Source organism: Trichocoleus sp. DQ-A3 (assembly GCF_039961975.1).
Lineage (GTDB): Bacteria > Cyanobacteriota > Cyanobacteriia > Cyanobacteriales > FACHB-T130 > FACHB-T130.
In genome coordinates this window covers 138,611-157,753 of sequence record NZ_JAMPKC010000001.1, presented here as the reverse complement: position 1 = coordinate 157,753, position 19,143 = coordinate 138,611, and the positions used below count along the sequence as shown (strand labels likewise).

The following is a 19,143-nucleotide window of genomic DNA, read 5'->3' as shown; positions in this document are numbered from 1 at the left end:
TGCTCATTGTCGAGTTTCTCAGCAAAGTGAGGATTTTTGGTTTATTTTTACCGACTTAATAAGTGTGCGCGTCGCACGTATTGCAATTAATTTTCTTTCTTGGAAGACGCTTAACTTTCCCTATCAACATTAAAACACAAAAAAAACTGTATTATATGTAACATTTTAAGAATAAGCGACACAATTCCGGTTTAAGTGGAGTTTGGGACAGCGGATGAGGGGGGATGACCCATCAGCGCGATCGCTGTTTATGAAATATCTTGGAAATTAGTGGCAAGCTCTCTAAAGCAGTGTGAAACTGTAAACAGAGGAAATAATTCTCGTCTGCCCTGATGTCAAGCAATCAGTTCTTGTGTCGGCTGAATTCTTATGATTGAAATCTTAGCCGCACTCTCTGCATCTGCGGCGGCAGGAATGAGAGTAGCTCTTCCCTTGCTGGTAATTGGTCTATTGCATAGTACCAATCTCTGGTCAAGCGTGCCCCTACTGTCGCGCTTTCCTCCTCCTGTCGTTTTAGGAGTGCTAACCAGCTGGTCGTTATTTGAGCTGTTCGCCTCGAAAAAGCTGTTGGGTCAGCGCGTACTACAACTGATCCAGCTACTTTTCAGCCCAATTGTCGGAGCGATTATGGGCGTTGCCGTTGCCCAAATTGCTGGCGCTTCCACTGGCCTTCTCTGGATAGTTGCTGTGGTGGGCAGCTTATTAGCGTTCGTCCTCCAGCTAGTTCAGGTCGGCTGGTTCTACCGCTTGCGGCGTCTACCGCTGTGGGTCGTCTTTTTGCAAGATGTTCTGTGCGTTGTCTTGGTGGTCTTCGCCTTCGATGCGCCCAAGCATGGAGGACTCATCGCCTTACTTTTGTTGTGGCTGGCTATTCGCAGCTCTAAGGAATGGTATCGCTGGTATCGAGGACAAAAACGCTCTAGGGGACACTATCAGCAACCCGACTAAAGGAAAGCAAAAGTAAAAAGGCAAAAGAAAGGATTGTTTGTTTTTAGTTTGGCTTTTTTACTTTTTTGTTTTATTTTTAGTTTTTACATTAGTCCGACAAAGTGTAGAGGGCCGCGACCGCTAATTAACTCGATTACTAAGGCAAGAAAGCCAAGCATTGCCAGCCGTCCGTTCCAGACTTCTGCTGCTGTGGTCATGCCCCACTCCCAGCGCTCTTGGGGATACATTTTGACTTTCTTTTTGAGCTGTGTGACTTGGGATAGCTTCAAGCTGGGGGCGTCGAGAGCATCAATCACCAAAGTCGCCATTGCTTCAATAAAGCGGGGATGAGTATCTAATGCTGGCACGCGGCGGAAGTCGTGGATGCCAGATTCTTCTGCCAGTTCGCGGTACTCGATGTCAATTTCTTGTAAGGTTTCAATATGCTCGGAGACGAAGCTAATCGGTACAACTAACAAGTGTTCGACTCCCTTGGCTCCCAGTTCTTTTAGGGCGTCTTCGGTATAGGGTTTAAGCCACTCGACTGGCCCGACTCGACTTTGATAAGCCAAGGTGTGGGAATTGGGTCGATTGAGGGTCTGCATAATTAGAGCGGTGCAGTCCTCAATTTCTCTTTGATAGGGATCTCCGGCTTCTTCAACGTAGCTGACAGGAACACCGTGGGCGCTAAAAAAGAGATGAACTTGGTCGGGATTGGGAAATTGGTTGAGTTCTTGGGTAATCAACTCAGCCATTGCTTGCAGGTAGCTGGGTTGGTGATACCAGGAGGGAATGACGGTGTATTCGATTCGGCTCAGTGCTGGGTCTTCCTGCCACAGTCTTTCTAAAAGGCGGAAGCTGGAACCGCTAGTGCTAATGGAAAACTGGGGATAGAGGGGGAGAATTACCAGGTGTTCTATGGCGTCGCGTTTGATGCGAGCGATCGCTTCTTCTGTAAAGGGATACCAGTAACGCATCCCAATGTAAATATTCGCTTCTTGTCCTTGTTGCTGCAATTTTGCCTGAAGCGCTTCTGCTTGGGCTTCTGTAATCCGCCGCAGTGGGGAGCCGCCCCCGATTTCCCGATAGTTTTCTTGCGATTTTTTGGTTCTTAAGGTGGAAATCAGCCACGCTAAGGGTTTCTGTAGCCCAGAAAAGGGTATGCGAATAATCTCTGGGTCGGAAAACAGATTAAACAGAAAAGGCCCAACATCCTCTAAATCATCCGGCCCACCCAGATTTAGTAGCAAAACTCCTACACGACCCATAGCGGTTACAGTTTCCAAATCTTTCATTTTCGTTACTGATTTTAACAATAATATTCTTTTAAAGGTTCGGGTCTGCAATAAGAGATACAGATTTTAACTACGGGTAGAGTAGTGGCTACTATTTTAAGTACTTGGAGTTATCAACACCAGTGGCTGTATGATGCGATCGCTCGTTTAGCTGCTGTGAGTGTAGGCGGGGAAGCAAGATTTCGTCAACTACCTTTGCAAGGGTTAACGATCGATTCAGAAACGTGCTGCTATGCATGAAATGGAACCCGATCGATTGCGGCAAATTCTCCAAGAAGTCTACCGGGTACTAAAACCGGAAGGTATCTTTGCCTTAGTCGATTTTCATCGTCCCACAAATCCGCTATTTTGGCCTCCAATCTCCCTATTTTTGTGGCTGTTTGAAACAGAAACCGCTTGGCAGCTGTTAAAGACGGATTTGGCTGGGTTGTTGCAGGAGATTGGGTTTAATCTGGTGGAAGAACCGACTCTCCATGCAGGTGGAAGTTTGCAGGTGATTCACGCCCAGAAATAAACCACTCCAGAACGCACCAGAAACAGAGCCAGGGGGAAGCAGCGCGTCTACTCTGCATTCCCAGATACACGAATTAGCTGCAAATGAGACGCCTTCTCTTGCCTCACAAGCGGCTAATCGCCACCAGAAAATCAAGGAAATATATTACAGATGAAAAGCGAAACAATTGAGCTGTTGTCAAACCGGGAGTTGGATAAAATGCGTCAGGCTGGACGCTTGGCGGCTGAACTCCTCAACCATCTAGAACCGATGGTCAAGCCAGGAGTCAGTACCCTAGAAATCAACGATGAAGCTGAACGCTGGACTTTGGCTCACAAAGCGAAAAGCGCCCCGCTGGGCTACAAGGGATTTCCCAAGTCTCTTTGCACCAGTATCAATGAGGTGGTCTGTCACGGCATCCCCAGCGCTAAACAGGTTCTCAAAGAAGGAGACATCATTAACATTGATGTGACGCCGCTGGTGGATGGCTACCACGGCGATACCTCTAAGACGTTTTTTGTCGGGAAGCCCTCACCCATCGCGAAAAAGTTGGTTGAGGTGACGCTGGAGTGCCTAAACAGAGGAATTGCTGAAGTCAAGCCGGGGGCGCGGATTGGCGATATTGGGGCAGCGATTCAAGAGTACGCTGAAGGAGAAGGTTTTTCGGTGGTGCGGAACTTCGCGGGACACGGTGTTCACCGGATTTTCCATACGGCACCTGAGATCCTCCATTATGGTAGACGTGGAACCGGGAAGCGTCTAAGACCGGGCATGGTTTTTACGATTGAACCGATGATTAATGAGGGAACTTGGGAAGTCGAGCTTCTCGACGATGGGTGGACGGCTGTCACACTCGATCGCAAGCTCTCCGCTCAGTTTGAGCATACGGTGGCTGTTACTGAGGAAGGCGTCGAAATCCTTACCCAAGCTTAAGATTAGCGGTTTCCCGATCAAAGGTTGCTTTGTCGGGATCGAGAAATTGCTGGGAATTTATCAGGAGCGTAGATGCACCAGGTTTTGGTTAAAAAATCTAAAATTGTTTGGTTTCTACCCAATTCTTCGCCGCAGTACCTTTGGGAGGATAAATTCATGGAAATCCCTGAGGTGAAAGCATCCCCCGGCTTATAGCCGTGGGGAGTTTCAACGGCGTTGTTTTTGTAATTCAGCAACTTGTGCTTCTAGTTTGTTGATACGCTGCTTGAGTTCGATTACCAGAGTGGCTAGGCGGTCAAACATGGGGTCTGCTGAGGCTGGTCGATTGCCTCTAGGGGCGATAGGAGGCGCTGGTTTCGTTGAGCCGGTTCTTCCAGAGGGGGACTGGTTCTGTCCTTGTAACTGCGACTGTAGCTGATTTATTTGCGATCGCAATTGGTAAGTTTCGGATTCCAATCTAGAAATCCGCGATTCTAAGTAAGATGACTCTTGCGCCAGTGTTTGTTTGGGCAGCAAGGCGATTCCCAACATGATGGCAAGGCAAAGCAACTCCATTTTTCTGAACATACATTATCGATCCTCCTAGGGAGGACAATGCGTGTGTTGGTAATTTCATGGGGCACTCAGCGATCGCTTTCACCAAGCGATCGCCCTAAATTAAATCAGAACAAGCAGGCTGTGTGGGTGTATCGATTGATTCAGGCGCTTGGACTTTCGTCTTTCTAATTTTTGATTTTTTGCTTTGCGTCCAGCTACAGATATCACGGGCTAGCTGTTTCCCATTGACTGCACAGTTAGAAGCTTTTTTGGTAAACTCTTCTACCGATGTAGTCGGGTCGCCCGGTCGAGATTTCACAAGACCATGAGCGCATTCATTCCGGTCGTAGCTCCAGAGCCTCACAGCATCAATCAAATCTTCCCTAGTTTTATACGGAACTTTCTCATCCCGCCTTTTCCATTCCTGAATCAATCTTCCTAGGAAAGTTTCTTTATTTGTAACCTGATGAGTTTCTCCGGCTTCTTTCAGTCTAACAACTAAGTAACTGAGAAGCCGATCTGAAATGATGCTTTCCGCAATCATAATTGATTCCAGGAAAAACTCTTTTTGAATTGCCTCTTCCATGCGCTCAAAGGCAAACTTATAGGATTGAAATTTGATGATATTTTTGGTTGTTTTAGTTTTCATCCTATTAACCTTTGCGAGAGTCCGCAGTATGGCACCCACAACAGATCGGTCAAATTCCTCAAAAGTCAGGTTGTGTACTCAGCGTTAATCTTCACATAGTCATAACTCAAGTCGCAGCCCCAGGCGACTCCAGAACCCGAACCATTCCCGATGCTCAGCGAGATCGCAACGGTCTGATCTTTAAAATCAGTCGGCGATGCAGGACGACTAAACGCAACAGGTTCACCCGACTGTACTTGCATTAAGTCATTGCTGGAATCAGTGCTGAGAACCTCTTTTGCCGACGCCGCCGCCGCTTGTTTTAAATAAGCACTCGCCGCCGCCCGATCGAAGGGCAACGGTTGACCATTTTCCATCAATAAGAAGTCCCCTAGCTGAATGCGGAGATGTTCTTGATCGAATAGCACTCCGGAACGACCCGCCGCTGCGGCAATTCGTCCCCAGTTGGGATCGTGCCCAAACACGGCTGACTTAACTAAGGATGAACCGACAACGGTTTTGGCAACCTGACGGGCAGCTTTTTCATCCGATGCGCCGGTAACTTGCACTTCAATTAAGCAGGTAGCCCCTTCGCCATCACGGGCGATCGCTTTCGCTAAATATTGGCAAACTTCAGTCAGCATCGCCTCTAATTTCTCGGCGTCTGGTCCCATCTCGGTAATCGCTGGGGTGCGAGATTCCCCATTTGCTAAGGCGATCAGCGTATCGTTGGTACTGGTATCGCCATCTACGGTAATTTGGTTAAAACTTTGGTCAGCGGCTCGACTCACCATTTTTTGCCAGAGAGAAGGAGCAACCGCCGCATCGCAAGTGACAAAAGCTAGCATCGTCGCCATGTTGGGATGAATCATCCCAGATCCCTTTGCCATACCGCCGATTCGCACCGGGCGATCGCCAAAAGTGGTCTCTAGGGCAATCGATTTGGTCACTAAGTCGGTGGTGACGATCGCTTGGGCGGCTGCATCGCCGCCGGTTTCAGAAGCAGCGGCGACCAATTTAGGAATCCCATCCCGCAGGGCATCCATCTTAATTCGTTGCCCAATAACGCCCGTAGATGCCAACAAGATAGAGTCAGAGGAGATATTCAGTATTTGAGCCAACATCTGAGCGCTTTCAATCGCGTCGATCCAACCTTGGGAACCCGTAGCGGCGTTGGCTTGCCCAGCATTGCAGAGAATTGCGTGGGCGCTGTGTTTGGTAGAGAGGTGCTGACGGCAATAATCGACACAAGCGGCGCGTACTTGACTGGTGGTGAAAACGCCTGCTGCGATCGCTTCTACCTCTGAATAAATTAGCGCTAAATCCGGTAAGCCTGAAGGCTTTAGTCCGGCGGCGATTCCAGCCGCCCGATACCCTCTAGGAGCCGTTACTCCACCACTAATGATTTGCCAGTTTGTCATCACTCCCCCTGAAAGATAAATGATGCAAATTTTAGCAATTCTCAGGGCTGCGGTGAGTGTTACTGAGTCATAAATTAAATTGGACGCGATCGCGTACAGCCCTTTGGGCATGAAAATAGCAAAGCGAGGCGTTAGCCTAGCGCCCAAAAAGTCAATTTGCTTTGTGGATGCTTTCTACAGTTCACGCCCCCTTCTACGCGAGCAATTGGGGAGAAGCGATCGCGTCCCCAACAGCGCTGTCTGGTTTCGGAAGTTGGCGACTGGCACAGGTTTTCGCGGATCGGATTGCTAAAAATGGTGGTGAGTCTTTTAGGCTTGTAAGAACTAATCGTCCATCAGGCGAGGAGCATCTTATCTCAAGCAAGCGGAACTTCAGAAGCAATCGCTTGACCTTAATATCCTCTAATCTGTAAGCCTTAATACTTCAATTCTTCACCCGATAATGAAGCAATAAGACACCAGTTGCATAGATTTTGCTGTCCGTGAGTTCTAAAGCGGTTTGCTTGATGACTCCAGAAAAAAGTGGAATGCCCGAACCGAATAGTACCGGACTCAACTTCAGGATGATCTCGTCAATCAAGTTTTCGCCAAGAAGCATTGTCGCTAAATCCGCGCCACCGCAAAGGTAGATGTCTTTGCCGGTTTCATTTTTCAATTTCCTGACCAATTCAGTAATATTGTCCGAAACGAGTTCAACATTCTCATCGGGGCTTTCCTTCATCGTCCGCGAGAAAACGTACTGCTTCATCGCTGGATAAGGATTAGTCACGCCGAGCTTTAGCCCGAACTCGTATGTCCTGCGTCCCATTAAAACGACATCAAACTGCTTGAGCGATTCGAGATAATCGGTTATGTGTTCGCCTTCCGAAGGAAAACCATCAATTGTGTGGTCTTCGTGGGCAATAAACCCATCAATGGTGCAAGCTACGTAATATTTTAGTTTTCGCATACAGCAATTCTGGTTTGGATGCAGTCCAGTTTTACCCCACCCCGGCTATTCCCTGCAAGCAAAGAGAGAGTTGGGGACGAGGTTTCGAGCTGCAAGACTCTCCAAAACTCTTGAAACCTTTGAAAAGCCGTTCGTTAGGCTTGTGTGGGAGCGAAACCCAACCACAACCTGGCTGCTCGCTTCACATCGTAATCTACCAAGATCACTAGTCTGCTTGGTGTGTTAGGCGGAAATAGAAGATGAATTTAGCTCTCCCGACAGGCTAGAGGGATCAATACATTCAGCATCAGCGATCGCCTCAAGTTGAGGAAATTTGATAAACCTGATTAAATCGGTTAAATAAGCAAAACTTAATTAGGCTGTTTATTCGGTCGAGCGATGACATCCAAGGAAATTTCTATGATTACCATTGGATTTTTCATTAACAAGTCTGCCTGATGTATGCAATTTGAGCGATCGCGCTGCCTTGAATTAGGTTTTAGGTCAAATTCAGGAGTTTAGATAATCACCCGTTAATCAGCCTATTGGTTTAGCTGATTATGGCGTCTAATCTAAAGAAAAAATTTATAAATACCATTGAAGATTCCACTGATAAGTAACGCTTTTTAGCTAGGCGCTCACTAATCAAGGTGATATATTTACCTTTAACGCAGAGGAAAAGCAGCGTTACCTGACGCAAAGAAGCTAGCGCGACCAACCTCAGCAAATTTTTCAAAAGCTAATTGTCGTAAATCTATCACTAGGTTCGCGACTTGGTTGTAGCAAACAACCGTCAATTTTAGTGCATTAAACCTTTGACCCTTCTAGGAAATCGGTTTGGTATGCCTCTAATTGGCATGGCTTTTGCGTTCAAAAAGCGTTCTTTTAATTAAGATAGCTCTTCCGTTCAAAATACTAAACCAGATTGTAGGAAGGAGACTTTATGAGCGAATTTTCTAAACTTTCACGCCGCAAATTTATCCTAACTGCTGGAGCATCCGCAATGGGGTCTTTATTGCTCAAAGGCTGTTTAGGAAATCCCCCGGAATTCAGCAACAGAACGCAAGCACAGACAACGCCTGCCGCTAACATTAGCCCAGAACAAGCACCGGAAACTAATAAAGTAAAACTAGGATATATCCCAATTGTAGAAGCAGCTCCTTTTATTATTGCTCAAGAAAAAGGCTTCTTTGCCAAGTATGGCATGACTGGAGTTGAGCTTTCCAAGCAAGCTTCCTGGGGTTCTATGCGGGATAACACCGAAATAGGTTCAGCGGGTGGCGGCGTTGATGGTGGTCAATATCAGATGCCAATGCCGCATCTCATTACTGAAGGTTTAATCACCAAAGGTAATCAGAAAATTCCCATGTACGTGCTGGCTCAGTTGATTACTCATGGAAATGGAATCGCGATTGCTAGCAAGCATCTCGGAAAAGGTCTTGAGTTAAAAATGGACAAAGCGACGGCATTTTTTGACGGACTCAAATCCGCAAAAACTCCTTTTACCGCTGCTTATACTTTTTCACAAGTTAATCAGGATTTCTGGATTCGCTACTGGTTAGCAGGAAACGGCATCGATCCAGATACGGAAGTTAAATTAATTCCCGTACCCTCTGCTCAAACTGTTGCCAATATGAAGACGGGAACGATGGATGCTTTCAGTACAGGCGACCCCTGGCCTTATCGAATTGTTAAAGATAAGATTGGCTTCATTTCAGCATTGACAGCGGAAATTTGGAAGTGCCACCCAGAAGAATACTTTGCTATGAAAGCAGAGTGGGTTGACAAGAATCCCAAAGCTACCAAAGCACTTTTGAAAGGTCTGATGGAAGCGCAGCAGTGGTTAGATAATTTTGACAACCGGAAAGAAGCCGCTGAAATCCTTGGCGAACGAAATTATTTTAATCTTCCATCCGAAATTTTAGCCGAACCATTTCAGGGGAAATATGACATGGGCGATGGTCGTGTCATTGATGATAAATCAATGGCATCTCTTTACTGGAAAGATGAAAAAGGAAGTGTTTCTTATCCTTATAAGAGCCACGATCTTTGGTTTATCACAGAAAGCGTCCGCTGGGGATTTTTGCCTGAATCTGCATTGGCAAATGCTAAAGCCCTTATTGATAAAGTCAATCGGGAAGACATTTGGCGAGAAGCTGCCAAAGAAGCCGGAATTTCTGCTGCCGACATTCCTACAAGTACGTCTCGTGGCGTTGAAGAATTTTTTGATGGTGTCAAGTTTGACCCAGAGAATCCCACAGCTTACCTGCAACAACTGAAAATCAAAAAGGTGAAAGCTTAGTCGGTTGTCGGCAGTTAGTTGATAACAAACAACGGACAACAGACAGCAACCAATAGACCAACAACCCCTTAGTCAATTAGTAAAGTTTAGGAGAACACTGTCCATGACAACGCTACAAAGACGCCCTGCAACTGCTTCCCAGAACACCTGGTTATCCCGCCTGAACAAACAATTTCCTGACCTGATACCGCCAATTATTGCGATCGCTATCTTCCTCGGCGCGTGGCAGCTGTTTTCTTGGACTCCAGGTGCAACGCTACCAGGGCCAATACAGGTTGTCAAAGATACTTGGATACTAATTTTCTGGCCTTTTTATGACCGAGGCGGTACGGACAAAGGTTTGTTTTGGCAGATTCTCGCTAGTTTACAACGAGTCGCTATTAGTTACTCCTTAGCAGCGATTATTGGTATTGCCTTGGGCATCTTGATTGGTACGAATAAAATGATGTCCAAAGCTTTAGATCCCATCTTCCAGTTATTGCGAACCGTACCGCCTCTAGCTTGGGTGCCAATTTCTTTGGCAGCATTGCGCCAAAACGAACCAGCCGCCCTTTTCGTAATTTTTATCACCGCTATTTGGCCTATCTTGATTAATACAGCGGTCGGAGTGAAGCAAATCCCCCAAGATTACAACAACGTCGCCAAAGTTTTGCAGCTTTCACGGAAAGAATACTTCTTCAATATTCTCATTCCTGCTGCTTTACCCTACATTTTCACAGGTTTGAGAATTGCAATCGGTTTGGCTTGGTTGGCAATTATCGCAGCAGAAATTGTGATGTCCGGGATTGTCGGGATTGGCTTCTTTATCTGGGAAGCTTATCAGAATAACGCAGTTAGCGAAGTTATCTTGGCTTTAATCTACATCGGTGTTGTTGGTCTGCTGCTAGATAAAGCGATGGGTTGGATCGAAACGCGGATTTTACCCGAAGGACAGAAGTAGGGACTGGGTAATGGGTAAAAAGCGCCTACTTACTACCTATTACCTACTACCAATCACCCGTTAGTCATCACCAATTACCAATTACCAATCACCAACTACCATGAGCGTTTTTGTTGCCGTTGACCAAATTGATAAAGTTTTTTCGCTAACCGGCGGTGGCACCTATGTCGCCCTCAAAGGAATAGACCTCCAGATAAAGAAGGGAGAATTTGTCTCTCTAATTGGTCACTCCGGTTGTGGTAAATCCACTTTGTTAAACATGGTGGCAGGCTTAGATTTGCCAACTGAAGGTGTAGTGACGCTGGAAGGGCAACGCATTACTAAACCTGGCCCTGACCGGATGGTAGTATTCCAAAATTATTCGCTATTGCCTTGGCGCACAGTACGAGAAAATATTGCGTTAGCTGTAAACTCGGTGATGAAAGATTTGCCAGCCGGGGAACGCAAAGCAATCGTTGAGCAGCATATCGATATGGTAGGGTTGCGTCATGCTGCCGATAAGCCACCCGCTCAATTATCCGGTGGAATGAAACAAAGGGTAGCGATCGCTCGCGCCCTCGCGATTCGTCCCAAGTTACTGCTACTCGATGAACCGTTTGGTGCATTAGATGCCCTGACGCGGGGTAACTTGCAAGAACAGCTAATGAAAATTTGCGAAGAAAACCAAGTTACCGCTGTCATGGTGACTCACGATGTCGATGAAGCGGTACTGTTATCTGACCGAATTGTAATGCTCACCAATGGGCCAGAATCCAAGATTGGTCAAATTCTGGAAGTTGATATTCCCCGACCCCGCAAGCGGATGGAAGTGGTAGAACATCCCAGCTACTACAGCTTGCGAAGTGAGATGATTTACTTCCTCAATCAGCAGAAACGGATTAAGAAAATTCGCGCCAGGAAGACGACAGCGATCGCGCGTCACGGACTCGAAAAAGTTAATCTCGATATTGGCTTCTTACCCCTAACTGCTTGTGCACCTCTAGCTATCGCTAAAGAAAAAGGTTTCTTTACCAAACATGGACTCGATGAAGTCAACCTGATGCGCGAAACCAGCTGGCGGGGAATCACCGACGGCATGACTGGCGGATATTTAGATGCCGCCCAAATGCCTTCTGGAATGCCCCTCTGGTTAACTCTGGGAGGTCATGAAAACCGCCCCATTCCGGTCGTCACCTCCCTGACCATGACCCGCAACGGCAACGCAATCACCCTCGCCAAGCACTTCTACGAGGAAGGCGTGTACACCTTATCTGATTTTAAAGATTACCTGCGTCGCACCCCCGATCGTCAGCACCGGATGGGAATGGTGCATCCCAGTTCCATGCACAACTTGCTGCTGCGTTACTGGCTGGCAGCTGGTGGCATTGACCCCGACCGCGACGTATCCCTAAAAACCATTCCTCCCGCCCAAATGGTAGTGGATTTGCAAGCCGGAACGATTGACGGTTACTGCGTCGGGGAACCTTGGAACCTCCGCGCCGCCGAGGAAGAAATTGGCTTTACTATTGCGACAGACTTAGAAATTTGGCTGGGACACCCAGGCAAAGTTCTAGGAGTGCGGGAAGACTGGGCAGCAGCTTATCCGAACACCCACATTGCCTTAGTTAAAGCTCTCTTAGAGGCTTGCAAATACTGTGCAGATATGGCTAATGCCCAAGAAATTCGGGAGATTTTGGCGCGACGGGAGTATGTAAGCACCGATTTGGCTTACATCCAGATGGGAGAACCAAACTACTCTGCCTGTAGCTTAGAGCATCCCATGCGCGAGTATGCCCATCACCAGTTTTACGGTGAAGGTGGAGTCAACCGTCCCAGTCGTACTGAGCAACTTTGGATTATGACACAGCTAGCGCGTTGGGGCGATACTCCTTTCCCCAGAAATTGGGTAGAAATCCTGGAACGAGTCTGTCGAGTTGGTGCGTTCAGTACAGCAGCGCGAGAACTGGGTCTTGACATTAGTTACACTCGCGGCGCAATTCAACTTTTTGACGGCACTCCCTTTAACGCCGATGACCCAATTGCCTACCTCAACAGTCTGGCAATTAAGCAGGATTTTTCAGTTGCGGAAGTTGTCATCGATTCCAGGACAAAGACGGCAGCTTAATTAATAGAAACCCCAGCGAAGGTCATTCGCGGCTATACAAACTCTTGTCCGCCTGCGTGGATTGAATTTGAAACCCACTTTTGTAGAGTTTTGCCTGTGTAGCCGCGATTAGAAATCCCCTAGTTTTGCTCCCACAGTTTATTTACTCCTTCTACAGCCATGCAAGCTTTTAACTTTCAAACCTCAAATTCTTTAACTCAAAACTCAAACCTCAACACTCAAAAATCCCCTAGTTCACCGTTTTTGGTGATTGAGAACGTATCCAAAGTTTATCCAACACCAAAAGGTCCTTACACGGTGCTGGAAGACGTTAACCTTACCGTACAGCAAGGCGAGTTTATCTGCCTCATCGGTCACTCTGGCTGTGGTAAATCGACACTGCTCAACATGGTGTCGGGTTTCAATACGCCCAGCAGCGGCGAGGTTCGGGTTGGCTCGAAGCGCATCACCCAGCCAGGGCCAGACCGCATGGTAGTATTCCAGAATTACGCTTTGTTACCTTGGCGGACTGCGTTTGAAAACATTTACCTGGCGGTTAACGCAGTTTATCCTAATAAGCCGGAAGCCGAAAAAAGGGCAATAGTCCGAGATCATCTAGCAATGGTGGGACTCACAGAAGCTGCTGACAAAAAGCCGCCTCAACTATCCGGCGGGATGAAACAGCGGGTGAGTATTGCTCGTGCTTTGGCGATTCGTCCCCAAGTATTGATTTTGGATGAGCCTTTTGGGGCGTTGGATGCAATTACTAAGGAAGAATTACAGGAAGAACTGCTAAAAATTTGGAACGACAACCGGGCGACGGTGTTGATGATCACTCACGATATTGATGAGGCTCTATTTCTAGCAGATCGATTGGTGATGATGACGAATGGGCCTCACGCTAAAATTGGTGAGGTAATGGAAATACCTTTTCCGCGTCCGCGCGATCGCGCCCGCATTATGGAAGATCCGCAATACTACAAACTGCGGAATCACGCTCTGGATTTCCTCTACAACCGCTTCGCTCACGACGACGAATAAAGCAAAAGGCAAAAGGAAAAATAACGCACCTTTTTTCCTTTTGCCTTTTAGCGCGTTAATTATAAAAAATACTAACGCTTTTTAAACAATCTCAATGGTGTTTCTATAGTAAAGAGGCTGGGAAAATGCGGATAGGCAGAAAGCTAACAAAACAACTCAGAGCCGCTTCCAAAGACGAAAACTTTCTGCACGGGCTGGAAAATATAGAAGGCATAGTTTCCAAGGTTCTTTCGGTTGCTATGATATTAGTTATCCTGTTAGCAATTTGGAATCTAGGCTTGTCTTTGCTACAAACGCTGATTGGTCAACCAGATGAGCCTTTTACTAAAACATTATTCAAAATATTTGGGTTGTTTTTGAATGTTTTGATTGCTCTTGAAATACTAGAAAATATCACTGCATATCTAAAAAAACACGTTATTCAAGTTGAATTAGTTATTGTTACTTCTATAATCGCTGTTGCTAGAAAAATTATTATTTTAGATTTGGAAAAAACATCAGGGGTTGACATAATTGGGTTGGGAATTGCCCTATTATCTCTTTCAATTAGTTATTGGATTATTCGTCACATGAATGCCAAATAGCATACCGAATAAGGCAGGTTGAGGACTGACACCCACACCGGCAGATCGAAGCGCACTTAATGATGAAATTTCAACTTAAATGGGCGTCCAGCGGTGGTTTGAGAATCCCGAGTGGGATTAGTCCATTAGTCGATGCCGCGATCGCATCACCAGCTACTTCCTAATACATCCGATTCTTCATATAGCCGTTTCTTCGGGAATTCCGAAGATTTTAAGGAATCGGATGATATGCTCTTGACTGTCTGAGTGCTAAGTTGAGCTTTGGGGCACAAAGCAGAGACATATTTAGGTAAACCAAGGATGGAAATTTTGAAAAAATTACGTTTAGCAGTGATTATTTTGGTAATGATAGGCGGTTTCTTGCTTAATCCTGCTGACACGGGACTAACAAATACAATAGCTTCTGATAACGCGATTTATCAGGAACGAAGCAACCACAGCTCAGAAGGCATTGGCAAGTTTTACATGGGTCGAGAAATTGCTAAAGTGATGGGACATGAGGGAGCATTTTGGCTGGAACGACCGAGTCGAGAAGCTGAAGAGCGACCTTCTAAAGTGGTGAATGCCCTTGACTTGAAACCTACTGATATTGTGGCAGATATCGGAGCCGGGACGGGATACATGAGCTTTCGCATTGCTCCCCTCGTGTCACAAGGGAAGGTGCTGGCGGTGGATGTTCAGCCGGAGATGCTCGACATGATGAATTTTATGAAAAAAGAGGGAAATATTACGAATGTTGAGCCAATTTTAGCCACAATTAAAGACCCAAATCTGCCGACAGCAAGTGTCGATTTGGCGTTAATGGTGGATGCTTATCACGAATTTGAGTATCCCAGAGAAGTGATGGAAGCACTTGTGAAGGCGCTTAAACCAGGTGGACGTGTAGTTTTAGTTGAGTATCGCGGTGAAAATCCGTTTATTCTGATCAAAGCGCTGCACAAAATGACTCAAAAGCAAGTGCGTAAAGAAATGGCAGCAGTGGGTTTGCAATGGTTGGAAACAAAAAGCTTTTTACCTCAGCAGCATTTGATGGTATTTCAAAAGCTGGAGGGATAAGATAATTTTGGGCTGCTGCTATATTTGAGGGCCCCAATCCCCCTTTTTAAGGGAAGCTAAGACCAATATTTTTCATTTCTAAACTAAAAAAACTTGATAAAAATCAGAAGCTGTAAATAAAAAAGTATTTTTTTATTTACAGCTTACCCAATATTGCCAAAGTCTTAAGAATTTTAGCCCCCCTTTTTAGGGGGGTTGGGGTATCGAGCTAGGAAGTTGCAAGCTTACGATTTTCTACCAAACTTTGTTTTTAAGTCGTTCAGTGTCGGTGATTTTTGCTGCGTGCGATCGCTTGTTTTTTTCACACTACTTCCGCCACTCGCTTCGCCTGCTGATTTCATCGACAAACTAATGCGTTTCAATTGCTCGTTGACTTCCAGCACTCGCACTTTCACGACTTGTCCTACTTTGACAATTTGTTTTGGATCGTCTACAAATCGGTCAGAGAGTTGCGAAATATGCACCAAACCATCTTGGTGAACGCCGATATCGACAAACGCGCCAAAGTTAGCAACATTCGTCACAATCCCTTCCAGTTCCATGCCAATTTGGAGATCCCTTATTTCTTTGACTCCTTCCTTAAAAGTGGCATACTTAAACTCGGCGCGGGGATCTCTTCCCGGTTTTTCCAATTCGCTGATAATATCGCGCAGCGTTGGTTCGCCGACGGTATCGGTGACGTATTTCTTCAAGTTGGTTGACTTAAGTTTTTCTGCAACCTGCGTAATCTGCTCCAACGGCACATTTAAATCTTTAGCGATCGCTTGTACAACCCCATAACTCTCAGGATGCACGGCTGTATTATCCAAAGGATTTTCGCCAGCGCGAATCCGCAAGAAACCAGCCGCCTGTTCAAAGGCTTTTGGTCCTAATTTTGGCACTTTCAGAAGTTCCCGGCGGTTTTTGAATGCACCTTGTTTGTTGCGATAGGTGATGATATTTTTTGCAACCGTTGGTGTCATCCCGGAAACAAAGGTCAAAAGTTCTTTTGAGGCTGTGTTTAAATCCACACCGACATAGTTCACGCAACTTTCTACCGTATCATCTAGCTTCGTTTTCAGTAATTTTTGATCGACATCGTGTTGATACTGTCCGACGCCAATCGATTTGGGATCAATTTTGACGAGTTCGGCTAAGGGATCTTGCAAGCGACGACCGATGCTGATGGCACCGCGAACGGTAATATCCAGATCGGGGAATTCTGCGATCGCGACATCACTCGCAGAATAAATCGATGCTCCCGACTCATTCACCATGACTTTAATCGGTTTGCGATCCATCGTCTTGAGAATTTCTGCAACGAACTCATCCGTCTCTCGTCCGGCAGTGCCATTACCGATGGCTATCAGTTGAATATTGTACTTTTCAATCAATTTCTTGAGAGTGCTAGCAGCCTTCAATCGCTGCTCGGCTGCTTGATGGGGAAAGACAGCCTGGTATTCTAAAAATTGCCCCGTCTCATCCAGAACGGCAACTTTGCAACCAGTCCGAAATCCCGGATCGATTGCCAGCGTTGGCTTCAATCCCGCTGGACTCGACAGCAGCAACTCCCGCAAATTACTTTCAAAGGTCTTAATCGACTCGACATCTGCATAAGCTTTTCTATCAGCACGCACTTCGCTAATCAGGGAAGCTTTCATCAAACGGTTGAAGGCATCTTTGAGCATTCCCCGATAAAAGTCTCTCACCGCAGGGACTTTCGTTTGGATTTCCTGCGACTCCAAATACGACAGGACAACTTCTTCATCGAAGGAAAGTTCTAAGTTCAATACTTCCTCCGTCTCGCCTCGCAGCAGTGCCAGCAAGTTGTGCGGCGCAATATTTTTTACCGAAGCCTGGAAATTTCGGTACATCTCAAATTTGGTGGAACCTTCGGGATGATCGTTTTTGATGCGCGAGACGAATACCCCTTCGTTCATCAAATAGTCGCGTAGATGCGATCGCACCTCAGCTTTTTCAGACACCGCCTCCGCCAAAATGTCAGAAGCACCTTTAAGCGCCTCCTCCAGCGTCTTCACTCCCTTTTCTTCAGAAATATACTTTGCCGCCTCTGACTCCAGAGATGCAGGCTGAGCAGTGCGATTGTTCAGCGACTTGATAAATTCTGCTAAGGGTTCCAGTCCTTTTTCCCTAGCGATGGTGGCGCGTGTCCGTCGCTTCGTTTTGTAGGGTAAGTAAAGATCCTCTAGTTCGGTTTTTTGCACAGAGGATTCGATTTTAGCTTTCAGCTCATCGGTGAGTTTACCTTGGGATGCGATCGCTTCCAGAATCGCCGCCTTGCGCTCTTCCAGCTCCGTCAGGTAGGTAAATCGCTCCGACAGGTTGCGAAGCTGGATTTCGTCCATTGTGCCAGTACGCTCTTTCCGATAACGAGCAATAAAGGGAATCGTTGACCCCTCGGCGAAAAGTTCCAGCGCACTTTGCACCTGAGAAGGTTTGAGGGAAAGCTCTTGTGCTAGTAGTTGAGGAATGTTCAGCATCGGATGTGTTCAGCAGTTACGAATCAGACACTTCTGTGATGATCATCCTAAAACAACCATCCACGAATTATTTTTATCGCTTCCACATTGACAGAAAACTAATTGTGTGTAAAGGCACCCTTACTGCCAAGGAATATCAATGAGATATAGCCGTTCTCGGTTGGGTGCAGGACAGTTTTGACCTCTCTTCAAACCTCTGTCCTAGGAGCAGAGAGGCTTTGATTTAAGTCTTACTCTCCTTTCCTACTAGGGAAGGAGCTGGGGGTTAGGTTTGTATTGGACTCAACTAGCTTGCCCGCTATATTCTCACATGGGAGCTATCTGTCCATACTGTCACCCAATCGGGTGAACCACTTGGAGGAAGATAATAACCTTTAGGCAAAGTAACTCTAATAAATAGAGTTGGCGATTTTTGAGCGATAAAATTGTGTCATCTGACGCCGATAAAAATTACTTTTCATTTTAAGAATATGTTGCTAAATGATACTCTGCACCAATTACCCAAAGTTGAAATTCATCTTCATCTGGAAGGAGCAATTCCCCTCACAGCCCTTTGGCAACTTATAGAAAAGTATAATGCCATTTCTTCCGTTGATTCATTCTCCCAGATGGAGCAAAAATTTCAATACAAAGATTTTCAACATTTTATTGACACCTGGGTTTGGAAGAACAACTTTTTACGAGAATACGAAGATTTTACATTGATTGCCAGTAAAGTTGCTGAGGATTTGGCTTCTCAAAATATTATTTATGTAGAAGCTTTTTATTCTCCAGGTGATTTTATTCGACATGGACTGGAACCCCAGAAACTCACAGAAGCAATTCGCAAAGGTTTGGATGTTCATGCCGATAAAATTACAGTGAATTTAGTAGCCGACCTGATTCGAGATTTCGGACCGGAACAGGGAATGACTTGGGTAAAGCAGATTCACGAGGTAAAAAATCTTGGAGTCTTGGGAATTGGCATCGGTGGCTCGGAACAAACATTTCCTCCCGAACCCTACGAAGCGGTTTACGAGCAAGCGAGAAACTTGGGATTTAAAACTTCTGCCCACGCGGGTGAAGCAGCAGGTTCTGAGAGTATCTGGGGAGCCATTCGCAGCTTAAAAGTGGATCGTATTGGGCATGGTGTACGTGCGATAGACGATCCAGAATTAGTATCCTTTTTGAAATCAGAGCAAATCCCCATAGAGATGTGTCCTATCTCTAATCTGAGAACAGGAGTCGTTGCTGACATCTCACTCCACCCGATTAAAAAATTATACGAGGAAGGACTGCTGATAACGGTTAATACTGACGATCCAAAAATGTTTAATTCGACTTTAGGTTACGAGTATAGAATGTTGGTTGAAAAATTAGGATTTTCTTTGGATGATATTGTAAATTTGATTAAAAATGCTATCAAATCTTCTTGGTGTGATGACACAGAAAAAATGGAGCTACTTGGAAAAATTGAAACGGCACTGCCCTTAATCAATTCCTAATCTCTTAAAAT

At 46.0% G+C, this 19,143-nt stretch carries 15 protein-coding genes and 1 pseudogene; 10 read left to right on the top strand and 6 right to left on the bottom strand.

Going from position 1 to position 19,143, the window contains the following annotated elements:
- Positions 1-369 precede the first annotated feature (369 nt).
- On the top strand, positions 370-948 hold the full coding sequence (locus tag NDI44_RS00675) for a DUF4126 domain-containing protein (RefSeq protein WP_190410108.1): 579 nt from the start codon (positions 370-372) through the stop codon (positions 946-948).
- 83 nt (positions 949-1,031) lie between these two features.
- On the opposite strand, the gene hemH is transcribed toward NDI44_RS00675, so the two are convergent.
- A complete protein-coding gene (gene hemH / locus NDI44_RS00670) occupies positions 1,032-2,195 on the bottom strand; it encodes a ferrochelatase (protein WP_190410139.1) in 1,164 nt (387 codons plus the stop codon).
- A 111-nt stretch (positions 2,196-2,306) separates the two neighbouring features.
- Here hemH and NDI44_RS00665 point away from each other — a divergent pair.
- Positions 2,307-2,736, top strand: a pseudogene (locus NDI44_RS00665) (methyltransferase domain-containing protein).
- 150 nt (positions 2,737-2,886) lie between these two features.
- Complete coding sequence (gene map, locus NDI44_RS00660; protein WP_190410107.1) at positions 2,887-3,648, top strand: type I methionyl aminopeptidase; 762 nt, start codon at positions 2,887-2,889, stop codon at positions 3,646-3,648.
- A 207-nt stretch (positions 3,649-3,855) separates the two neighbouring features.
- On the opposite strand, the gene NDI44_RS00655 is transcribed toward map, so the two are convergent.
- The 4 genes from NDI44_RS00655 to NDI44_RS00640 all read right to left on the bottom strand — a co-directional run bounded on the left by NDI44_RS00655 (position 3,856) and on the right by NDI44_RS00640 (position 7,183).
- Complete coding sequence (locus tag NDI44_RS00655; RefSeq protein ID WP_190410106.1) at positions 3,856-4,215, bottom strand: hypothetical protein; 360 nt, start codon at positions 4,213-4,215, stop codon at positions 3,856-3,858.
- Between the two features lie 85 nt (positions 4,216-4,300).
- Positions 4,301-4,834, bottom strand: coding sequence for a hypothetical protein (locus NDI44_RS00650; RefSeq protein ID WP_190410105.1), 534 nt, complete (start codon positions 4,832-4,834; stop codon positions 4,301-4,303).
- A gap of 65 nt (positions 4,835-4,899) precedes the next feature.
- Positions 4,900-6,234 (bottom strand): bifunctional ornithine acetyltransferase/N-acetylglutamate synthase, encoded by a 1,335-nt coding sequence (gene argJ, locus NDI44_RS00645; RefSeq protein ID WP_190410138.1) that lies wholly within the window; start codon positions 6,232-6,234, stop codon positions 4,900-4,902.
- Positions 6,235-6,658: 424 nt separating this feature from the next.
- Entirely contained in the window at positions 6,659-7,183 is a 525-nt protein-coding gene (locus NDI44_RS00640) for a dihydrofolate reductase family protein (protein ID WP_190410103.1), read from the bottom strand.
- Positions 7,184-8,105: 922 nt separating this feature from the next.
- Between NDI44_RS00640 and NDI44_RS00635 the strand changes: the two genes are divergently transcribed.
- The 6 genes from NDI44_RS00635 (at position 8,106) to NDI44_RS00610 (ending at position 15,168) form a co-directional block, all read left to right on the top strand.
- A complete protein-coding gene (locus NDI44_RS00635; RefSeq protein WP_190410102.1) occupies positions 8,106-9,464 on the top strand; it encodes a CmpA/NrtA family ABC transporter substrate-binding protein in 1,359 nt (452 codons plus the stop codon).
- A gap of 103 nt (positions 9,465-9,567) precedes the next feature.
- Positions 9,568-10,404, top strand: coding sequence for a nitrate ABC transporter permease (gene ntrB, locus NDI44_RS00630; protein WP_190410101.1), 837 nt, complete (start codon positions 9,568-9,570; stop codon positions 10,402-10,404).
- Between the two features lie 100 nt (positions 10,405-10,504).
- Positions 10,505-12,508 (top strand): nitrate ABC transporter ATP-binding protein, encoded by a 2,004-nt coding sequence (locus tag NDI44_RS00625; protein WP_190410100.1) that lies wholly within the window; start codon positions 10,505-10,507, stop codon positions 12,506-12,508.
- 159 nt (positions 12,509-12,667) lie between these two features.
- Positions 12,668-13,528: a nitrate ABC transporter ATP-binding protein gene (locus NDI44_RS00620; protein WP_190410099.1), complete on the top strand. Its 861-nt coding sequence runs from the start codon at positions 12,668-12,670 to the stop codon at positions 13,526-13,528.
- Between the two features lie 125 nt (positions 13,529-13,653).
- The gene (locus NDI44_RS00615) at positions 13,654-14,112 is read left to right on the top strand and encodes a phosphate-starvation-inducible PsiE family protein (RefSeq protein WP_190410098.1); all 459 of its coding nucleotides are present in this window, start codon (positions 13,654-13,656) and stop codon (positions 14,110-14,112) included.
- A gap of 300 nt (positions 14,113-14,412) precedes the next feature.
- Positions 14,413-15,168 carry a class I SAM-dependent methyltransferase gene (locus NDI44_RS00610; RefSeq protein WP_190410097.1) on the top strand — a complete coding sequence of 252 codons (756 nt, stop codon included), beginning with the start codon at positions 14,413-14,415 and terminating at the stop codon, positions 15,166-15,168.
- Between the two features lie 224 nt (positions 15,169-15,392).
- Here the strand turns inward: NDI44_RS00610 and NDI44_RS00605 are convergent, their stop codons facing one another.
- Positions 15,393-17,648, bottom strand: a complete 2,256-nt coding sequence (locus tag NDI44_RS00605) for a Tex family protein (protein WP_190410096.1) — start codon at positions 17,646-17,648, stop codon at positions 15,393-15,395.
- 470 nt (positions 17,649-18,118) lie between these two features.
- On the opposite strand from NDI44_RS00605, the gene add reads away from it, so the two are divergent.
- Positions 18,119-19,132: an adenosine deaminase gene (gene add, locus NDI44_RS00600; RefSeq protein WP_190410095.1), complete on the top strand. Its 1,014-nt coding sequence runs from the start codon at positions 18,119-18,121 to the stop codon at positions 19,130-19,132.
- The last annotated feature ends 11 nt before the right edge of the window (positions 19,133-19,143 follow it).

Coding starts and splice junctions, on each gene's coding strand:
- NDI44_RS00675 (WP_190410108.1), top strand. CDS start 370: ATGATTGAAATCTTAGCCGCACTCTCTGCATCTGCGGCGGCAGGAATG.
- hemH (WP_190410139.1), bottom strand. CDS start 2,195: ATGGGTCGTGTAGGAGTTTTGCTACTAAATCTGGGTGGGCCGGATGAT.
- map (WP_190410107.1), top strand. CDS start 2,887: ATGAAAAGCGAAACAATTGAGCTGTTGTCAAACCGGGAGTTGGATAAA.
- NDI44_RS00655 (WP_190410106.1), bottom strand. CDS start 4,215: ATGTTCAGAAAAATGGAGTTGCTTTGCCTTGCCATCATGTTGGGAATC.
- NDI44_RS00650 (WP_190410105.1), bottom strand. CDS start 4,834: ATGAAAACTAAAACAACCAAAAATATCATCAAATTTCAATCCTATAAG.
- argJ (WP_190410138.1), bottom strand. CDS start 6,234: ATGACAAACTGGCAAATCATTAGTGGTGGAGTAACGGCTCCTAGAGGG.
- NDI44_RS00640 (WP_190410103.1), bottom strand. CDS start 7,183: ATGCGAAAACTAAAATATTACGTAGCTTGCACCATTGATGGGTTTATT.
- NDI44_RS00635 (WP_190410102.1), top strand. CDS start 8,106: ATGAGCGAATTTTCTAAACTTTCACGCCGCAAATTTATCCTAACTGCT.
- ntrB (WP_190410101.1), top strand. CDS start 9,568: ATGACAACGCTACAAAGACGCCCTGCAACTGCTTCCCAGAACACCTGG.
- NDI44_RS00625 (WP_190410100.1), top strand. CDS start 10,505: ATGAGCGTTTTTGTTGCCGTTGACCAAATTGATAAAGTTTTTTCGCTA.
- NDI44_RS00620 (WP_190410099.1), top strand. CDS start 12,668: ATGCAAGCTTTTAACTTTCAAACCTCAAATTCTTTAACTCAAAACTCA.
- NDI44_RS00615 (WP_190410098.1), top strand. CDS start 13,654: ATGCGGATAGGCAGAAAGCTAACAAAACAACTCAGAGCCGCTTCCAAA.
- NDI44_RS00610 (WP_190410097.1), top strand. CDS start 14,413: ATGGAAATTTTGAAAAAATTACGTTTAGCAGTGATTATTTTGGTAATG.
- NDI44_RS00605 (WP_190410096.1), bottom strand. CDS start 17,648: ATGCTGAACATTCCTCAACTACTAGCACAAGAGCTTTCCCTCAAACCT.
- add (WP_190410095.1), top strand. CDS start 18,119: ATGTTGCTAAATGATACTCTGCACCAATTACCCAAAGTTGAAATTCAT.